Source organism: Sphingobacterium litopenaei, assembly GCF_014692495.1.
In the GTDB taxonomy this organism is placed as follows: Bacteria; Bacteroidota; Bacteroidia; order Sphingobacteriales; family Sphingobacteriaceae; genus Sphingobacterium; species Sphingobacterium litopenaei.
The window spans coordinates 97619-117008 of record NZ_JACOIJ010000001.1 but is presented as its reverse complement, the minus strand read 5'-3'; the positions used below and the strand labels follow the sequence as shown (position 1 = coordinate 117008).

The following is a 19390-nucleotide window of genomic DNA, read 5'->3' as shown; positions in this document are numbered from 1 at the left end:
AATTTAAAAAACTTAAGACTTTTCGAATGAAATTTATAAAGCAAATATTTCTTCTGATTTCTATTACAAGCTATAGCTTGGTGAATGCCCAAGATCCAAACTTTCATATTTACCTATGTTTTGGACAATCTAATATGGAAGGCCATGGAAAATTCGAACCTCAAGACACCGTTACTGATAAACGCGTAATGCTATTGCAAAGCGTAGACTGTCCAGAATTAAATCGTAAAAAAGGAGAATGGTATATTGCACAATCCCCCCTTACGCGTTGTCATACAGGACTTACTCCAGCTGATTATTTTGCAAAAACTCTAGCGGAAAACACCGCTCCCAATGTGCGCATCGGCATTATCAATGTATCGGTAGGTGGATGTCATATACAGTTATTTGATAAAGACAGCACGGCTACTTACGTAGAAAAAGCACCGAATTGGATGAAAGGCATGTTGTCAGCCTATGACAATAATCCGTATGCTCGATTAGTGGAAATGGCTAAGATTGCTCAAAAATCAGGTGTCATTAAAGGAATTTTGCTACATCAAGGTGAGTCCAATACAGGCGATAGAGATTGGCCAAATAAGGTAAATAGAGTGTATACAAATTTATTGAATGACCTTAATCTAAAAGCGGAAAACACCCCTATCCTAGCGGGAGAAATGCTTTCTGCTGAGGAGGGAGGAAAATGTGCTAGCATGAATGCTATTATCCAAACCTTACCCCAAACAATTCAGAATGCGCATGTAGTTTCTTCCAAAGATTGTGAAGGTATTCCAGACGGACTTCATTTTAGTCCAGCTGGTTATCGACAACTGGGTAAAAATTACGCTAAAATACTTCTCAATATATATCATCATTAGTTTATTGGAGTGGCTTTCCAGAGCCACTTTTTTTAATCTTCTAACAAAATATCCTTAATTTTAAGGATATGATTTCAAAGCCAATTTCAGATCCACCAGCTTGTACAGCCGATTTACTCGCCTTACAGGACTCCTTAGAAATTATTGGAGGCAAATGGACATTACTTATTATTCACTACTTGGCAACTAGAGAGCATGAAGTAAATACATTTAAGAAAATAGAGCATGATATTCCAGGGTTATCTGCAAAAGTTTTGAGCAAAGAGCTTAAAACATTGGAAACAAATAGGCTTATTTTTAGAGAACCTCCCCACACAAAACCGGTATCCGTAAAATATGAAATTACGCCTTACGGAAAAAGCTTACAAACGATAATAACACAATTAGTAAATTGGGGCACTAATCACCGAAAAACTTTATTTGACAAAAAATAAGAGGTCTATATTTTTATATATAGGCCTCTTAAATATATTTTGAGCTACTAATTATTTATTAGCTACGATAGTTACTTTGAAATTGATTTCTTTAGAGATCAAATCGTCTTTTTTACCTTCGTAAGTTACGCCCCAGTCTTCACGTGCAATATTGAAGTCTGCAGAAGATTTAACTACTGAATCAGATACTTCATCCACTTTAGCATCGAAAGTGATATTTTTAGAAATACCTTTAATCGTTAAGTTACCAGAGATTACTACGTCATTAGCAGTTGCACCAGCTTTCACTTCAGTAATTTGGAATGAAGCCTCTGGGAATGTAGCTACTGCGAAGAAGTCGTCTGCTTTTAAGTGTCCGTCTAATTTCTCTTTGTATTCACCATCTAAGTCAGTGCTGCTGATTGTATTCATATCCAATACGAAGTTACCACCAGTGATAGCACCATTATCTACAAATAGAGAACCTGATTTGATAGCTACAGTACCTTCGTGAGCACCTGTCACTTTAGTACCTTTCCATACCAATTGCGATTGTGTAGTATCGACAGTATACGTATTACCAGCTACTGAATCAGCAACTGCTACTGAATCTGTTGCTTCTGCTTTTTTACCTTCTGGATTTCCAGCACATGACGCTAATACAAGAGAAGCTACTGCTGCAAATAAAACTAATTTTTTCATGCTAAATAATGTGTTTAAATAGTTAATACGCAAAAATAGAATTCTTAGACATAAAAGAAAGTTATTTGTTGTTTATTAACATTAAGCAGACAATTAGTGACCCATCGGTTGTGCTTCTACTCGTTTGATATCAGCTCCTAAAGCACGTAAACGCTCTTCGATATTTTGATAACCGCGCTCAATCTGTTCAATATTAAAAATAGTAGATTTACCCTGAGCTGATAAGGCGGCGATCAATAAAGAAACACCGGCACGGATATCTGGCGAAGACATCGGAATACCACGTAATTGTGTTTGTTTGTTCAAACCAATTACTGTAGCACGGTGTGGATCACACAAAATAATTTGAGCACCCATATCGATTAGTTTATCCACGAAGAACAATCTACTTTCAAACATTTTTTGGTGAATCAATACATTACCTTTTGCCTGAATCGCAGTCACTAACACTATACTCAATAAATCAGGTGTAAAACCCGGCCAAGGTGCATCAGAAATCGTTAAGATTGATCCATCGATAAATGTATCGATCTCATAGGAATCTTGTGCGGGAATAAAGATATCGTCGTCACGCAGTTCCATCTTGATACCCAAACGTTGGAATACGGAAGGAATAATACCCAATTCTGGATAGGCTACATCTTTGATCGTAATTTCCGAACCCGTCATAGCTGCCAAACCAATGAAAGAACCAATCTCAATCATATCTGGCAACATACGATGTTCCGTACCACCTAATTTTTCTACACCTTCAATTGTCAACAAATTAGAACCTATTCCAGAGATTTTCGCTCCCATACGGTTCAACATTTTGCACAATTGCTGTAAGTAGGGCTCACACGCTGCATTGTAAATCGTCGTAGTGCCTTTTGCTAATACAGCTGCCATGACTACGTTTGCCGTACCTGTCACTGACGCTTCATCCAACAAGATATATGTACCTCGTAATTGCGTAGCATCTACATTGAAAAATTCATTTTCGGCATCGTAGATAAACTTTGCACCTAGTTTTTCAAATCCTAAGAAGTGTGTATCCAAACGACGACGTCCGATTTTATCACCTCCTGGTTTAGGGATTGCAGCCTTTCCAAAGCGAGCTAACAATGGACCTACAATCATAATAGAACCACGAAGACCTCCACCTTTCTGTTTGAATTCCTCAGATGTGAAATAATCTATATTAATATTTTTCGCTTCGAATTCGTAAGTATCCTTATTTAATTTGTTTACAGTAACTCCTAATGACCCCAATAAGTCAATCAACTTATTCACGTCTTTGATGTCAGGAATATTACTAATCGTCATTTTTTCTTCTGTCAACAATACCGCTGACAAAATCTGTAATGCTTCGTTTTTTGCCCCCTGAGGAATAATTTCACCTTTCAAAGGTTTTCCACCATGTATTTCAAATGCGTTCATATATACTAAAAAGGATATTTCATTAAATAAAATAAGTAACTAATTACTGTATTAGTTACTTATTGAAAATACTAAAACAAACTACAAAGATTATTTTTTGTAGTTGTTATTTTGATAATTTTTTTTGAAACCGCTACCGCTATTGTTGTTGTTATTGCTGTACGATTTTCTCTTATCGTTGTTGTTATTATTGCTTCTTGTATTATTGCTCGGCTTTCTATTATTGTTATTAGATTGCGCACTCTTATGATTATTATTCGAAGAACTTTGTTGTGTTTTCACACGGTTTCCTGGAGGCGGAGTACGGAAATCTAATTTTGTCAATACAGTATCCTCTGGCAATGTCAATGCGCCTTTTGACAACTCTTTCAAGTCCTCAATGATCTGCAAGTCATTAACAGAATCTTTATTCCAAGTGGTATAAGCCATTTTCATAAAATTAGCTACACCTAAAGTTAATTTAGCTCTAGTCTCTTCGTTAGATACGGAAATAGCCTTCTGGATCATTTCTTCTACGATATGACCATAGTGTTTGAAACGAATCTTATGTTGAGGATAAGGTAACGTTTCTGGCTTATGATGTATTTCCTCACGTTTTGGAACTGGATACGGCGAATCTACATCGATTTTGAAATCCGAAATTATATACAAGTGATCCCAAAGTTTGTGCTTGAAATCAGATACATCACGCAAATGTGGATTAAGCACGCCCATCATATCAATCACCACCTGAGCCAATCTGTTGCGCTCTTCTTTATCAGGCACCGTGCAAATATAGTCGACCATATTTTGCACATTTCTACCATATTCGGCCAATATTAATTTGGGACGAGTACTGTTATAATCAAAATTCATATAGTGATATTAAACGTATAATACGTTATTATTTTTTAATCTAGTAAAGATATAAGTTCTTATTGAACTATCCTAAGTTTTGCAAATTTAAGCAACAATTGTTTCTGTCCCAACTCTTTGAAGAAAATAGTTGCTTTAATATCAGGTTTGTTTCCTTCTAAGTTGACAACTTTTCCAAAACCGAAACGTTCGTGCTCTACTTCCATACCTACTTGCAAATTGCTTGTATCCGATGGAGCAAACCCTGCGGTCGGTACATGCGCCTTTGGTAAAATAGAAGTCGTCTTGACTACCTTTGGCTTAGGCTTCGAAAAAGCATCTTTTTCTTTAGTTTGCCAAGCGATACGATCGGATTTGAAAGCACCATCCGAAGGTCCAGAAGTGCGCGGATTGAAGTCCAAATCCAAATAGCTTGGATTCAACTCATCGATGAAACGACTTGGTTCGCAATTATTCAATGTTCCCCAACGGTAACGAGATGTAGCATAAGACAAATGCAATTTTTTCTCAGCACGTGTTACAGCCACATAGAACAATCGACGTTCTTCTTCCAATTCACTGCGCGAATTTAAGGATAATTGTGAAGGAAATAAATTTTCTTCTAATCCAACTATAAATACCACAGGGAATTCCAACCCTTTAGAAGCGTGAATAGTCATCAAAGATACCGTATCCGCATTTGGATCCTTGTCATTATCATCGTTTGTCAACAATGCGACATCTTGCAAGAATACATCCAAAGACTTTTGCTCAATATCCTCTCGTTCCGAAAACTCTTTGATACCATTCAACAACTCTTGAATATTTTCGTATCGTGCTAAACCTTCTACTGATTTATCTTCGTACAAATCTTTCAAAATGCCAGAATGCTGCGCAATATGCATCGCAGTATCGAAAGCACTAGAGTTATTACCAACGGCTTGAAAACTTTGAATCATTGTAGCAAAATTCCCTACTGAAGTAGCGCTACGACCATCCAAAAACATCTGCGCATTAGCAACAACATCCCAAAGTCTATATTGATTACGATCTGCAGCCACGATAATTTTTTCTACAGTAGTATCACCAATACCACGACGCGGATAATTGATTACACGTTTCAACGCTTCCTCATCGTTTGGATTGTAAGTCAGACGGAAGTAGGCAATTAAATCCTTAATCTCCTTACGTTGATAGAATGAAGTTCCACCGTACAGTTTGTATGGAATATTTAATTTACGCAACGATTCCTCCATCGCACGTGACTGCGCATTGGTACGATATAGAATCGCAAAAGCTTTGTAAGGAAGCGATTTTAACGTTTTCTCTTGAATAATGGCTTCGGCTACAATCTTACCTTCCTCATTATCCGAAAATGCACGCGCTACTTTGATTTTATCGCCTTCCTCATTATCAGAGAAAACATTTTTCTCCAATTGATTTTTGTTATTTGCGATAATGCTATTCGCTGCGTTTACAATAGTTTTTGTCGAACGGTAATTTTGCTCTAATTTGAAGACTTTCACATCTGGATAATCCTTTTGGAAATTCAAGATGTTTTGAATATTCGCACCACGAAAGGCATAAATACTTTGGGCATCATCCCCTACCACACAGATATTTTCATTTACCGCAGCCAATCTTTTTACGATCAGATATTGTGAGAAGTTGGTATCCTGATACTCATCCACCATCAGATATTTGAACTGATGCTGGTATTTGTAAAGCGTTTCTGGGTATTTATTCAATAACACATTCGTCTTGAACAGCAAATCGTCAAAGTCCATTGCCCCAGCACGGTAACAACGTTGCGCATAGGTCATATAGATTTGTCCCATTTGTGGGCGACCATTTTCACGGTCTTCAGCCATCAAGGCTTCATTTTTATTATACTCCTGTGGAGATATCAAATTATTCTTTGCAGAAGATATACGACCATACACGTGATTCACATTGTAAAGCTTGTCGTCAAGATTCATTTCTTTCAAGATTGCACGCAACAAACTTTTGGTATCATCTGTATCGTAAATCGTGAAATTCTTTGGATAGCCGATCAACTCTGCTTCTACACGTAGAATACGCGCAAAAATAGAGTGAAATGTTCCCATCCAAATATTCTTAGCCTCTGAACCTACCACTTTCATAATACGTTCACGCATCTCTTTGGCCGCCTTATTTGTAAAGGTCAGAACCAAAATATTAAATGGATCTACTCTTTTTTGAATAAGGTGAGCAACCCTATAAGTAATTACACGTGTCTTTCCTGAACCAGCTCCCGCTACTATCATCACCGGTCCTTCGGTTTGTTCTACAGCAGCTCGTTGGGAGGGATTTAATCCTGCTAAAAAATCCAAAATATAATGCTTTATTTTTTCGTTAGAAATAGGTTGTAAAGTTAGGAATTTTGATCCAATGTACCACAGCTTTACTATAATTATTAGCACTTTTGATTACCTTTATGACTTAAACCTTACATCTATGAAGCATCTTTTATTGACGTTATTTTTAATATTAAACCTAATTGTTTACGGACAGAAAAAGTCTACCTTACCAGAAGGATTTGTCTATGTCACTGATTATATTCCACATATTGCAGTGGAATTAAGATATTATACAACACACAATTTTGTGGGTAAAAGAGTGGATGGCTATAACGCAAACAAAGTCATCCTAACTAAACGTGCAACGCAAGCATTACAAAAAATAGAAAATGAACTCAATAAGGAAGGTTTAGGGTTGAAAGTATTTGATGCTTACAGACCACAGACAGCTGTTAATCATTTCAAACGATGGGCGCAAGATATTAAAGATACATTGATGCGTCAGGAATTTTATCCGCGAGTAGATAAGCGAGATTTGTTTAAAAAAGGGTTTATTGCTTCCAAATCAGGACATAGTCGCGGAAGTACCATTGATTTAACTATTATTGATTTAGAAAATAAAAAAGAACTCGATATGGGTGCACCTTTTGATTTCTTTGGTGAAGAATCTGGACATGATTACCAAAAAATCACCACCACGCAGAAACAGAATCGTATTAAGCTTAAAAAAATCATGGAAAAATATGGCTTTAGAGCCTACAGCAAAGAATGGTGGCATTATACGCTAAATAATGAACCTTTTAAGGATAAATATTTTGATTTTAAAATAAACTAAAATTATGAGATTCAGATATGCAAGACATACAACCGACCTTGCTCAAATAATTAAATTCTATACGGATATTGTAGGATTAAAAATGTTGGGAGGTTTTGAAGGACACAGCAATTACGATGGTGTCTTTCTTGGTCTAGAAAACGTAGATTGGCATTTGGAATTCACAGTTTCTCCTGATAAACCAGAATCTACATTTGACGAAGATGATGCTTTAGTTTTCTATTTGTCCTCAATGGAAGAATTAGCACTAAAACAGAATTTCCTACAGCAAAACGGAATTGAATTAATAAAGCCAAAAAATCCACCTTTGGGAAGAGAATGGGTTAATGATTCTGGATCCAGATGGATATAGAATTATCTTCTCCGTTAGACCATAATAAAAGAACTCCACATATTAATTAAAAAAATGTGGAGTTCTTTTTATTATTATAACTTTTTAGCATTTACAATATGCGCTAAATGGTGCTCACAATGCCAAGCGTAGATACCGAGATTGGTTTTTAAGCTTATTGTTTTACCACTTTCGGGATGAACAAATTCCTTATCCCATTCTTCTATGCTCAGATTTCTAAGAAGATACACCCACCTCGCATGCAAACCCTCCAACAGTTTTAATGATCCAGCGATTGGGAAATCTTTTGAATCAGGAAGTTCAGCCCACAAGTTTTCAAAGTAAGGCTTAATAGTCGGCTTTTCTTCTGTCAGAGCTAGTTTGAATCGAATAAAGCTGTTGATATGACTATCCGCAAGATGATGTACGACCTGTGCAATCGTCCAGCCATTCGGTCTATACTTTTTTTGCAAATCCTCAGCATTCAAACTTTCCACTTCTTTTCTTAGCCTTGATGGAAACTCTCTAATGATATCAATCCAATTATTAATCTCCACAGCTGTTATTAAAGACGGTTGAATAAATTTTCCAATCGGATATTTCAATTGTTCAATATTCGTTTCCATAGCCTTATATTTAATTCACTCTATTTTTTAATAGCGTAGAGTTATCCAAACCTTTTGTCAAGTCAATCAAGTAACCGTTCATGACTGCATATTTCAGATTCCCACTTTTATCACCAATAAAGAAATTTGCCATTCCTCCAAAATCTGCCGTAATAGGCAAATAAAAATTAGTCTGTGTGAATAAATGTATAGGAAGGTTATGTAAAGCTTTTTCCTTCGTAGCTCCTACTTCTTTTACTTGCACAGCCATAAAACCTTGTTTCAGTAAATCAAATGATTGTTGAGTTGTCAATTGTGCTACATTACTAATAGTTACTGTAGATGTCTTAGCTGGAATAAATTGAAGTCCTTCAACATCGATTTCTTCATAACCGATTGATTCTTTTAAATCTCCGATATCTTCTATTTTACCGCGCACAAAAAAATCTCTTCCTATCGTGGTTTCGTTGCGACGGATAGCTAAATCCGTTTTAAAAGATGTAGAGTCAGAACTTATAGTAATATTACGAATGACAATATCATGCAGCTGTGAAGCATTGAATGGAATATCCTCATATTGCTGTTTATCGAATTGTGCATAACTGCCTTCAGCAATCTGAACTAAGGCGTTCAATATGATGATAAAATTTAGCTTTCGGATTTCTTGTTTCTCTGGATCCCCTTTCATTCCACCCGATTCAATAAGCACCGTACTTGCATCCCACGATTGAAAATTATCCCCAAAACCTCTTGGTGTGTACGTATCATCGTATTTTGCTACAGCATCGGGAATATATTTCTGCAGAATTTCATTCATTCCACCAGCAATCTTCATGGCGTTTTCACGCACTGAATTGATCTCACGTGGCTCATTAAACGCAGGCGCTAATAATGAAATCGTTACGGGATTTTTTGTTCCTGGTACATTGTAATATATGCTTTGATCATGCAGATTAAAACCGTATTGAGGTTTTATAGCTTGTGCTCGTGCACGAAGCAAAGCACCTTCAACGGTCTGTCCAGCACGCGCATCACGGTTCATGTCAATACCTTGCGCGGTGCGACGTTGGTAACGCTCTGCTCCATCAGGATTCAACATTGGGATAAAATGAATTTCCAATTTATCATTTAACAGTTTGCGAATTTCCTCATACCCATCTTGCTTTCCCTCCAAGAAATTAAACAAATCAAATAAAGCCATTGTCGCAGTAGGTTCATCACCATGCATTTGGGACCACAGCATTACTTTCTTTTCCCCTTTTCCAAAAGCTACTTCATAAATTGCTCTACCTTCAAACGATTTTCCGATTTGGTCAATCGCCAATGTGCCGTTATTTTTATGAACCCGCAATAATGAATCTATATCTTGATGTTTAAAACGTCGATGCTTTAAAGCTGGCTCTTTATATGTAGAATAAATGGAATTAAAAGTAGATGTATCGATGTTCATGAAATTAGTGTTTTGTTCAGAATATTTATTTTTCTGATCACAAGAGAAGAATAGTCCGAATAAGAAAAACAAAAAGATTAATTTTTTCATAAGAGTGATTTTTCTAGGTATTCGATTTTGCCCGTATTGGCATCCATTCTTACACGAACCCCCACAGGCATTAAAAACTGATCCGAAATATGTCCAATCATAGCTCCGCTGTAGGCTGGAATCCCCAAAGGTTTGATATAGTCATTCATCATTTGATCTAATGACAATGAACCATATCCGCCTGATGGACCACAGTTGGTACATTTACCGAAAATAAAACCTTTAATTTGCGATAAAATCCCTGCATTCATCAATTGGCAAAACATACGGTCTAATCGCTCGGACTTTTCATCAATTTCTTCTACAAAAAGAATAGCGTCTTTGAAGTCTGGCAAATACGGTGTACCACACAATCCTGATAGTAAAGTCAAGTTTCCTCCTAATATGGTACCTTCAGCAATTCCTGGAGTGATTGTTTGTATTCTATCCTTATATTGGACGATGTGATTTTCCGATTTTTTCGGATTCTCATACACTGCTAATTTATTCTCCAGAAATTGTTCTTTGAATAATTTAGCCACATATGTGCTCCATGTACTACTTCCCACTACACCATGAAACGAAACTAATCCAACTTTTGCATAAAATGCAAAAATTAAAGCGGTAATATCGCTATATCCCAATAGGACTTTTGGATTTTTTCGAATTAAGTCATAATCGATTTTCGAAAGAAGACGAGATGCTCCATTCCCCCCTCGAATACAGAGTATACCATGCACCTCTTTATCAGCAAACATAGCATGTAAGTCTTCCAGGCGCTCTTCATCCGTACCGGCTAAGTTACCATAGCGGGACCGAATATGCTTTCCTTCCTTTACCTTAAATCCAAAATAAGCTAAAACCTCTTTGGTAGTGGTAATAGTCTCTTCTTCGGATAAAGCTCCCGCTGGCGTGATGATACCAATCGTATCACCCTCTTTCAAAACCTTCGCTTTTAATAATGATTTGACAGCACCTGTAGCTTCTGATACCGCTTTTACAGTATGATCAGAAATGGCGAAGGCCCCCAAACCTAGTCCAATCGATTTTAAAAACGTTCTTTTGTTCATTATCGGTTAAATAATAATCGATGTCCAGAACCTACTTCAATGATTTGACCACTGGAATAAGCAAGATTTCCTGACACGATTGTATGTTCTATTGTAGATGTAAAAGTATGGTTTTCAAAAGGTGACCACCCACATTTTGAAAGAATATTTTGACGTGTGACCTCGAACGGTTTATTTAAATTCACCAATACTAAATCCGCCCAATAGCCTTCACGAATGAATCCACGTTGCTCTATTTGGAAACAAGTCGCCGTATTATGTGCTGTTTTTTGAACCAACTGTTCTAAGGTCATTTTGCCTTGGTGTACCACATCTAACAAAGCTAATAAAGCATGTTGTACCAAAGGACCACCGGATGGAGCATGCAAATAAGCTTGTTCTTTTTCCTCTATAGTGTGCGGAGCGTGGTCCGTTGCTATTACGTCAATATGGCCATCCAATACCGCTTTCAAAATCTGATCTCTATCAGCAGCTGTTTTCACAGCTGGATTCCATTTGATATAATTTCCTTTCGTTTTATAATCTTCGTCCGAAAACCATAAATGATGAATACACGCTTCAGCTGTGATTTTCTTCTGATCTAATGGAATAGAATTATCAAATAAAAATGTTTCTTTACCTGTACTAATGTGCAGAATATGTAAGCGTGCGTTGTTCTTTTTGGCTAATTCTACCGCTTTGGATGAAGATAAATAGCAAGCCTCTGCCGAACGAATTAGAGGATGCATATCTATAGTTACATTCTCTCCGTATTTTTCTTTGTATGCAGCTAAGTTAGCTTTTATAGTAGCCTCATCCTCACAATGAGTTGCAATCAATGTCGGGGAGTTTCGAAAAATATTTTCCAACGCTGTTTCATTATCCACCAACATATTACCGGTAGAGGAGCCCATAAAAACTTTAACGCCACATACGTCACGTGGATTAGTCTTCAATACTTCATCCAGATTATCATTTGCTGCACCCATGAAAAATGAATAATTGGCCAAGGATGAATCTTGTCCAATATCATATTTATCCTGAAGTAGTTTTTGTGTTAATGTATTTGGAACAGTATTAGGCATTTCCATAAAAGAAGTCGTACCTCCCGCCACAGCAGCACGGCTCTCTGTAAAAATATTAGCTTTATAAGTCAATCCTGGCTCTCTAAAATGCACCTGATCATCTATCAATCCAGGAAGAAGATGTAACCCTTCAGCATTAATTTCTTGATCAGCTTGAATATCAATTTGCGGAGCAAGCTTTTCTATTCTTCCATCTTTCACGTAAATATCAAAAACTTGAATCGTTCCTTCATTTACCACCTGTGCATTTTTAATAAGTATTGATGACATTTTATACTATTTGATGAGATATATTTATTCGTATACAAACATAACAAATTGATAAATATTATTTGATTCAAAATGCAGCAGTATACGCATTTAACCAAAGAAGGTGAAATTTTCATTTCACCTTCTTTGAATTTTATTAAACAAAGGCACGGTCACCTTTTTTGTATGGATAATTTCCATCGTATTTTCCTGGAATCTTTACATAGCGTACAGCTTTGGTCAATCCTAGCTCAGAATTAAAATATCCTGTCAAAGTCATTTGTCTGAATAGATGGAACCAATGCTCTGGTTCGTATTCTACATCATCTTTAACCAGTTCATTTTGTTTAGTCGAATTCTTTTCGACTTCATCTTTAATTCTTTCCCAGCGTTGACCATTATATTCCTCTGCTTCTTTGTAAAGTTTATCAGCTACCTCAGTTTTTTCATCCAAAGTCAAGTTTGCGAAATCTTTACCTTTTAGGTCTTTGCTAGTTTTATCTAATGTAGCTAAACCATCTACAATTGCTTTCTGTTGCTTTTCAGTGTAGCAATCGCGAACATATACAGGTATAAAATTACCTACACCAGCTTCTTTAGCGCCTGGTGTTGATGTAGGCGGCAAAATGGCATCTGCCAAATCACCTATTCTGTCAATCATTTTTTCTTCGAACAGCACTTCAACTGTTTTTGTTGCAGATCGAGTACATCCTTCTAAAAACAAGTTGGCTCCAACAATAGATCCTCCAAGGATCATAGCCACGCGCTGTAATGCTTCTCTTCTATTCATCTTTTAGTTTTATTAAAATGTATAGTTTACTTCCCAACCTGGGCGATAGTTGCGTTTCACATATTGATTCACTTCATCAAAATTAGTTACACGCATATTATCATTGTCCCAAATCAATTTTTTACTTCTACCAGGGTATTTATCACCCACTTTCAAATCCACACCACGAATAGCCAAATTAGCCATCAATAATGCTTCAGTCAAAGGACCTGCAATTTCGAATGGTGAAGACATCTCCATATTGCCGTATCCAGCAATACAACCTTCTACCCACTGTGCCCAGTGTCCATTCGCACCTTTTGGTACTCTTTGATATTTTTGTTTTACTTCACGGTAAGTTTTACTTGTTGGCAAAAGACGCGGATTCGCTGCATAAGTATCGGCTAAAATCTTTCCTTTTTTACCAATCAATAAAATACCATTACCGCCATCCCCAAAGATTTCATCTGGCGCTAACTCCTCTGGTCTTGGAGGTTGAATACCACCATCCATCCAGTGTACTTTCACATCGCCTTTTGTTTTAGCTGTTTTGGGGAAAGTCATTGTTACCGAACTTGATGGAGGACAAGATTCTGGGAAGTATCCACGTTTGAATTCATCCACATACACAGAACCTACACTAGCTTGCACATCTTTTACATATTGCAAACCATAGATACTGAATGGAGCTTCCAAATTGTGACAGCCCATATCCCCTAACGCACCTGTACCGTAAGGCCACCAGCCACGCCAGTTAAATGGAACTAACTTATCAAAATACTCTGTATATGGCGCTGTTCCTAACCATTTGTCCCAATCTAATGTCGAAGGAACTTTAGCTTTTTGACTAGGCCATTGGATACCTTGTGGCCATACTGGACGATCTGTCCATGCATAGATTTCCACTAAATCTCCGATTAAACCAGCATCCACCCATTCACGCATTTGACGTACTCCATCACCAGAAGAACCTTGATTACCCATTTGCGTTACTACTTTATATTTTTTAGCGGCGTGAGTCAATGCACGCGCTTCCCATACATCATGCGCTAAAGGCTTTTGTACATAGACATGCTTACCTAACTGCATAGCAGCTAAAGCTTGAATAGCATGGTTGTGATCAGGAGTAGACACAGAAACCGCATCAATAGACTTGTGTTCTTTGTCTAACATCTCACGGAAGTCTGTGTAGAATTTTGCTTTTGGAAATTTTTCAACACTTCCTTTCGCTCTTGCTTTATCTACATCACATAAAAAAGCAATATTTGCTTTACCGCTTCCGTAAATATTGTTTACATCCGAACCTCCCATACCACCAACACCAATTGATGCTACTTGAAGCATATCACTGGGTGCTCTGAAACCAGAACCGCCCAATACATGGCGAGGAACTATAGTAATTCCAGCTGCCGCAACAGCTGTTGTTTTGATAAAATCTCTTCTGCTTTTGTTTTCCATTGGATAGATGATTAATAGATTAAAGATTACCTTTTTTCAACTCATTAACAGCAAAATCCACCGCTCTAGCTGTCAATGCCATGTAAGTCAATGAAGGGTTAACACAACCTGATGAGGTCATAGCTGCTCCATCTGTTACGAATACATTAAGTGCATCCCATACTTGGTTATTACCATTCAATACGGAAGTTTTTGGATCACGCCCCATACGTGCGGTACCCATTTCATGGATACCTTGTCCTAATCCGTACACATTGTTCCAGCTACTTACATCTTTAACGCCTATGCTTTCAAGCATTTCTTTCATCTCGTTTTGCATATCGTTACGCATCTTCAACTCGTTATCTTTGATTTCAGCATCAAATGCAAGTACAGGTAATCCCCATTTATCTTTTTTATCCTTATCTAATTTGATATGATTTTCGTGATAAGGTAATATTTCACCAAATCCACCAAATCCTAATGTCCAATCGCCTGGCTCACAAATAGCGTCTTTGAATGCACCTCCTACGAATTTTTCCTCTTCTGAACGCCATGCTCTCCCGCGATTCGCACCACCTTGGTAACCAAAACCACGTACATAATCACGTTTTTTATCGTCAAAGTCTACGTTTACAAACCTTGGCACATAAATACCATTTGCACGTCTACCGAAAATTGTTTTGTCTAAATATCCTTCTACACGACCTGATGCACCTACACCTAAATGGTGATCCATCAAATTGTGTCCTAACTCACCACTGCTACTGCCTAGACCACCTTCCCATACATCAGTTGCTGAATTCATCAACACCCAAGCCGAGTTCAATGCAGAAGCACATACGAATACTACTTTTGCATAAAATTCATAGGTTTGATTTGTTTCAGCATCAATAATTTCAACACCTGTTGCACGTTTTGTGTCTTTATCATAAAGAATACGTGTAACGATTGAGAATGGTCTAACTGTCAAATTTCCAGTTTTCACTGCCGCAGGAAGTGTAGCAGATTGTGTACTGAAATAAGCTCCAAAGTTACATCCTTCCCAACATCTATTTTGATATTGACAGTTTACACGTCCATTATGAGGTACAGTAATATTTGCTGTTCTTCCCATGATGAAATGACGTTTACCACCGTATTGCGATTTTTTCAATCTTTCAGCGTAGTCCTTTTCAACCACATTCATAGGCATCGGAGGCATGAATTCACCATCAGGTAAAACATCCAAACCGTCTCTATTACCAGAAATACCAGCAAATTTCTCTACATAACTATACCAAGAAGCTAAATCCTTATAGCGAATAGGCCAATCAACACCATGGCCATCCTTTAAATTAGCCTCAAAATCCAAATCTCCTAAACGGTAAGATTGACGTCCCCACATCAATGATCGACCACCTACGTGGTAACCACGATACCAGTCAAATCTTTTGATTTCCGTATAAGGGCTTTCTTTTTCATTTACCCAGTATCCAAGATTCTTTTCATTCAAAGGATAATCACGTTTCAATACGGGATAATCTTGAATCATTTGTTGAGTTCTGCCACCAGCGTGTGGGAATTCCCATGGTGATTTGGTTGGAGAAGTATAGTCTTTGATATGCTCTATATTTCTACCTCTCTCCAACATAATTGTCTTAAGACCTTTCTCTGTCAGCTCTTTCGCTGCCCATCCCCCACTGATACCTGATCCTATGACAATTGCGTCATACTTATTGTTCTCTACCATTAGTATTTAAGCTTATAAATTTGTAAAAAATAATTGTATTATTCTGCGCTTTTGACTTTTTCGTCTTTAAAGAAAACCAAGAAAATTAGCATAACCACAAAGGCAATTCCTGCTGGTACAATCCATGTTTGCTCCCAAAAGCCTGCCAGATCGGTTCCTTTCAAATCTTTGTATTTATTCTCTATAAATCCTGCTACCCAGAAACCAATTAATTGACCCACACCATATGTAGCCAAAGTAATTAGACCTTGTGCTGCTGATTTATACTTTTCACCTGCTTTACTATCTGTATAAATTTGTCCTGATACAAAAAAGAAATCATAACAAATACCGTGTAAAGCAATACCTAATATTAACATGAATGATAGTTCGCCAGCATTACCGTAAGCAAATAATAAATAGCGAACCGCCCAAGCTAGCATCCCTACCAATATTGTCTTTTTAAAACCAAATTTGCTAAAGAATACAGGTAACAATAATAAAAACAAGACTTCCGAAACTTGGCCAATTGTCATTTTTCCAGTAGGATTTTCTAATCCTACTTCAGTCAAAAATAGGTTAGCATTTTGATAATAAAACGCAAGAGGAATACAGATTAGGACAGATGAAATAAAGAAAATAAAGAAATTTCTATCTTTCAATAATTTAACTGCATCCAATCCTACAATAGAAGCAAACGAAGCTTTTTCGCCATCGTTGGATTTTACAGGAGGTGTTTTTGGTAAAATAAAAGAAAATAAACCTAATGTCAATGAAGCTATTCCCGCCATCAAAAACGTATTAGACAATGCGCCTTCAGAAGCTGAAGCATCCCATTTGAATAAGTAACTAATTGACAAACCAGCTGCGATCCAACCAATAGTACCCCAAATACGAATTCCTGAAAATTCCTTCTCCGGATTCAGCATCTGACGAAATGAAATAGAACTTGTCAAAGCTAATGTCGGCATATACAAAATCATATAAGACAAGACATAAGGATAAAATCCAGAATAATCTTGCGCTTGATACATTTGGTACATCAGAAAAGCGCCTACTAAATGTAAGACACCTAAGATACGTTCTGCATTGAAATATCTATCTGCAATCATCCCTACAATAAATGGAGCGATAATCGCACCTAAAGATTGTGTCGAAAACACATTTGCAATCTCAAAGCCTTCAGCCTTAAGATTAATGTTTAAAAATGTACCTAAAGTAACGAACCATGCTCCCCAAATGAAAAATTCAAGGAACATCATAAATGATAATTTATTTTTTATAAGTGAATTCATGTTTATAAGTGGTTAATCAATTTAAAAGTTATCTGCTTCTCTATAGGCCGCTACTAGTTTATCTTCTCCTTCTTTTCCAGATTTGGACATACCGTGTTCCATTCCTACGATACCTTTATAGCCTTTTTCATGAAGCCATTTGAAGACATTTTTGTAATTGATCTCTCCCGTATAAGGTTCCTTACGTCCTGGATTATCACCTACTTGTATATAAGCGATTTCGGACCAACATAAATTCATTAAACTGATTAGATTACCTTCATTTTTTTGCTGATGATACGCATCATATAATATTTTACATGAAGGACTATTAACTGCTTTACAAATTTCGTAAGCTTGATCTGTAAATCTTAAAAATAAATCTGGCGTATCACTTAATGGTTCTAATACCATTGTAATGCCATGAGGCTCGAATATTTCGGCTCCTCGTTTTAATCCTTCTATTACGTTAGCAGTTTGAACACCAATAGGCAAGTTTCGTTGATAATCTCCAGGAACAACAGTAACCCATTTCGCGTTTACGCGTTTTGCTACTTCAACAGAATCACGACACCCTTTTAAGAATATATCAATATGCTCCTGTTTATTTGCCGCCAATGTATTTTGACCATTACCACCTTTAGGGACTACAAATACCCCCATACGCATGCCCAATTTGGCTAACAATTCACCAACTTGTTTTTGCTCATCTACTGAACGACCAGGCATTCCATTGTCCTCGATGCTACGGAATCCTAAATCATACATGTAACGTATTTCATCTAAAAAGTTCTTCCCTGCACTCGCAGAAAACATACCTTGATGAGGTGCATAATCTAATTTAAAGGGGGTTGATTTAATCATTTCTTTATTTGGGTTTGTAAATTCTGAGGTTTTATTACTTGACAAGAAAGCGCCTGTAACTAGCAAAGTGGAATTTTTAATAAAATCATTTCTTTTCATGCCGTTTATAATGGGTTTTGTACTTTATAAATATAATTATTAAATCCTGAGCTTTGCAATTCTTTTAACGTATTATTTTCATAATATATTATATATGCTTCCACGTGAGGTAAAGTCTCCACAAATGAGATAGCTTCCTCAGGTGGCAAAAACATAAGATAATTGTCCAAAGCATCTGCTTCCATTGCTTTATTGGCAATTACAGTAGCAGAAAGCGTATTATTGGTTAGTGGATAACCTGTTTTGGGATCAATGTGATGAGAAATTGGCTTTCCATCAACGACCCTATATTTTTCATAACTACCAGAAGTTGTTATGGCTTTATTTTTTAAAGATATTTTATAACCACCTTTCGTATCGTTGCCAGGTCTTTGTATTTCTATTTTATACGTTTCACCACTCGGCTTTTCGCCTTGACAGTAAATTTCACCACCAACTTCTACGATGAAAGAAGTAATATTTTTTTGCACTAAATACTTAGACAACACATCTACAGTGTACCCCTGTGCGATACCATTTAAATCAATGGCAACATTTTTATTCCTTTTTTTGAGATATTTCCCGCTTAATACAAGTTTATCTCGACCAATATGTTGAAGTACACTGTCCACCTGACTCTTGCTGGGATTGAACCGAAAACCATCTGGACCAAACCCCCACAGTTTTAAAAGAGGAAAAACGGTTACATCAAAATAGCCATTTGTAACCTTATGATATTTCAAACTTGCCTGAATAACCTTATACATATGCTCATCAAGCTTAACCTTCTTGTTATCTCCCGAATTAAAAGAACTAATTAAGGAATTGGGTTTATAAAGAGACATGGACGCATCAATAACGCTAAATATGCTATCAATATCTTCTTTTGTTACGATTTCTTCGTCAGCAAAATACTTCACTTCGTAAGTCGTTCCTTGGGCTTGACCTCTAATTATATAGGGGATAGTAACAATAGGATATGCTGCAGAAGCAACATATCCCATTAAAACATATGATATAAGAATAAAAAGTTTCAAA

The 19390-nt window shown here is 36.8% G+C and carries 18 protein-coding genes; 4 read left to right on the top strand and 14 right to left on the bottom strand.

Annotation, left to right across the window (positions count from 1 at the left end):
* Nucleotides 1-26 precede the first annotated feature (26 nt).
* Both H8B04_RS00585 and H8B04_RS00580 read left to right on the top strand, forming a co-directional pair.
* A complete protein-coding gene (locus H8B04_RS00585; protein ID WP_165289919.1) occupies nucleotides 27-857 on the top strand; it encodes a sialate O-acetylesterase in 831 nt (276 codons plus the stop codon).
* A gap of 68 nt (nucleotides 858-925) precedes the next feature.
* On the top strand, nucleotides 926-1291 hold the full coding sequence (locus tag H8B04_RS00580; RefSeq protein WP_165289918.1) for a winged helix-turn-helix transcriptional regulator: 366 nt from the start codon (nucleotides 926-928) through the stop codon (nucleotides 1289-1291).
* A gap of 51 nt (nucleotides 1292-1342) precedes the next feature.
* Here H8B04_RS00580 and H8B04_RS00575 read toward each other — a convergent pair whose 3' ends face one another.
* The 4 genes from H8B04_RS00575 to H8B04_RS00560 form a co-directional block, all read right to left on the bottom strand.
* On the bottom strand, nucleotides 1343-1972 hold the full coding sequence (locus tag H8B04_RS00575; RefSeq protein WP_190301115.1) for a YceI family protein: 630 nt from the start codon (nucleotides 1970-1972) through the stop codon (nucleotides 1343-1345).
* A 93-nt stretch (nucleotides 1973-2065) separates the two neighbouring features.
* Nucleotides 2066-3391 (bottom strand): UDP-N-acetylglucosamine 1-carboxyvinyltransferase, encoded by a 1326-nt coding sequence (murA, locus tag H8B04_RS00570; RefSeq protein ID WP_165289916.1) that lies wholly within the window; start codon nucleotides 3389-3391, stop codon nucleotides 2066-2068.
* 90 nt (nucleotides 3392-3481) lie between these two features.
* Entirely contained in the window at nucleotides 3482-4246 is a 765-nt protein-coding gene (locus tag H8B04_RS00565) for a DUF4290 domain-containing protein (protein ID WP_165289915.1), read from the bottom strand.
* A 59-nt stretch (nucleotides 4247-4305) separates the two neighbouring features.
* Nucleotides 4306-6579, bottom strand: a complete 2274-nt coding sequence (locus tag H8B04_RS00560) for an ATP-dependent helicase (protein WP_165289914.1) — start codon at nucleotides 6577-6579, stop codon at nucleotides 4306-4308.
* 124 nt (nucleotides 6580-6703) lie between these two features.
* On the opposite strand from H8B04_RS00560, the gene H8B04_RS00555 reads away from it, so the two are divergent.
* Both H8B04_RS00555 and H8B04_RS00550 read left to right on the top strand, forming a co-directional pair.
* Nucleotides 6704-7381, top strand: a complete 678-nt coding sequence (locus H8B04_RS00555) for a M15 family metallopeptidase (RefSeq protein ID WP_165289913.1) — start codon at nucleotides 6704-6706, stop codon at nucleotides 7379-7381.
* A 4-nt stretch (nucleotides 7382-7385) separates the two neighbouring features.
* A complete protein-coding gene (locus H8B04_RS00550) occupies nucleotides 7386-7733 on the top strand; it encodes a VOC family protein (RefSeq protein WP_223815181.1) in 348 nt (115 codons plus the stop codon).
* Between the two features lie 74 nt (nucleotides 7734-7807).
* Here the strand turns inward: H8B04_RS00550 and H8B04_RS00545 are convergent, their stop codons facing one another.
* From H8B04_RS00545 to H8B04_RS00500, 10 genes are all read right to left on the bottom strand, one after another.
* Nucleotides 7808-8338, bottom strand: a complete 531-nt coding sequence (locus tag H8B04_RS00545) for a YfiT family bacillithiol transferase (RefSeq protein WP_190301114.1) — start codon at nucleotides 8336-8338, stop codon at nucleotides 7808-7810.
* A 10-nt stretch (nucleotides 8339-8348) separates the two neighbouring features.
* Nucleotides 8349-9857, bottom strand: coding sequence for a M14 family zinc carboxypeptidase (locus H8B04_RS00540; protein ID WP_223815180.1), 1509 nt, complete (start codon nucleotides 9855-9857; stop codon nucleotides 8349-8351).
* Nucleotides 9854-10906, bottom strand: coding sequence for a S66 peptidase family protein (locus tag H8B04_RS00535; protein ID WP_190301113.1), 1053 nt, complete (start codon nucleotides 10904-10906; stop codon nucleotides 9854-9856). Before H8B04_RS00535 ends, H8B04_RS00540 begins: the two co-directional genes overlap by 4 nt.
* Entirely contained in the window at nucleotides 10906-12240 is a 1335-nt protein-coding gene (locus H8B04_RS00530) for a dihydroorotase (RefSeq protein ID WP_190301112.1), read from the bottom strand. Before H8B04_RS00530 ends, H8B04_RS00535 begins: the two co-directional genes overlap by 1 nt.
* Before the next feature lie 136 nt (nucleotides 12241-12376).
* Nucleotides 12377-13009, bottom strand: coding sequence for a gluconate 2-dehydrogenase subunit 3 family protein (locus H8B04_RS00525; protein ID WP_165289909.1), 633 nt, complete (start codon nucleotides 13007-13009; stop codon nucleotides 12377-12379).
* Nucleotides 13010-13021: 12 nt separating this feature from the next.
* On the bottom strand, nucleotides 13022-14446 hold the full coding sequence (locus tag H8B04_RS00520; protein ID WP_165289908.1) for a Gfo/Idh/MocA family protein: 1425 nt from the start codon (nucleotides 14444-14446) through the stop codon (nucleotides 13022-13024).
* A gap of 19 nt (nucleotides 14447-14465) precedes the next feature.
* Nucleotides 14466-16157 carry a GMC oxidoreductase gene (locus H8B04_RS00515; protein ID WP_165289907.1) on the bottom strand — a complete coding sequence of 564 codons (1692 nt, stop codon included), beginning with the start codon at nucleotides 16155-16157 and terminating at the stop codon, nucleotides 14466-14468.
* 38 nt (nucleotides 16158-16195) lie between these two features.
* On the bottom strand, nucleotides 16196-17431 hold the full coding sequence (locus H8B04_RS00510) for an MFS transporter (protein WP_190301111.1): 1236 nt from the start codon (nucleotides 17429-17431) through the stop codon (nucleotides 16196-16198).
* 21 nt (nucleotides 17432-17452) lie between these two features.
* Nucleotides 17453-18373 carry a hydroxypyruvate isomerase family protein gene (locus tag H8B04_RS00505; protein WP_190301110.1) on the bottom strand — a complete coding sequence of 307 codons (921 nt, stop codon included), beginning with the start codon at nucleotides 18371-18373 and terminating at the stop codon, nucleotides 17453-17455.
* A gap of 5 nt (nucleotides 18374-18378) precedes the next feature.
* Complete coding sequence (locus tag H8B04_RS00500) at nucleotides 18379-19389, bottom strand: FAD:protein FMN transferase (protein ID WP_165289904.1); 1011 nt, start codon at nucleotides 19387-19389, stop codon at nucleotides 18379-18381.
* Between the last annotated feature and the right edge of the window lies 1 nt (nucleotide 19390).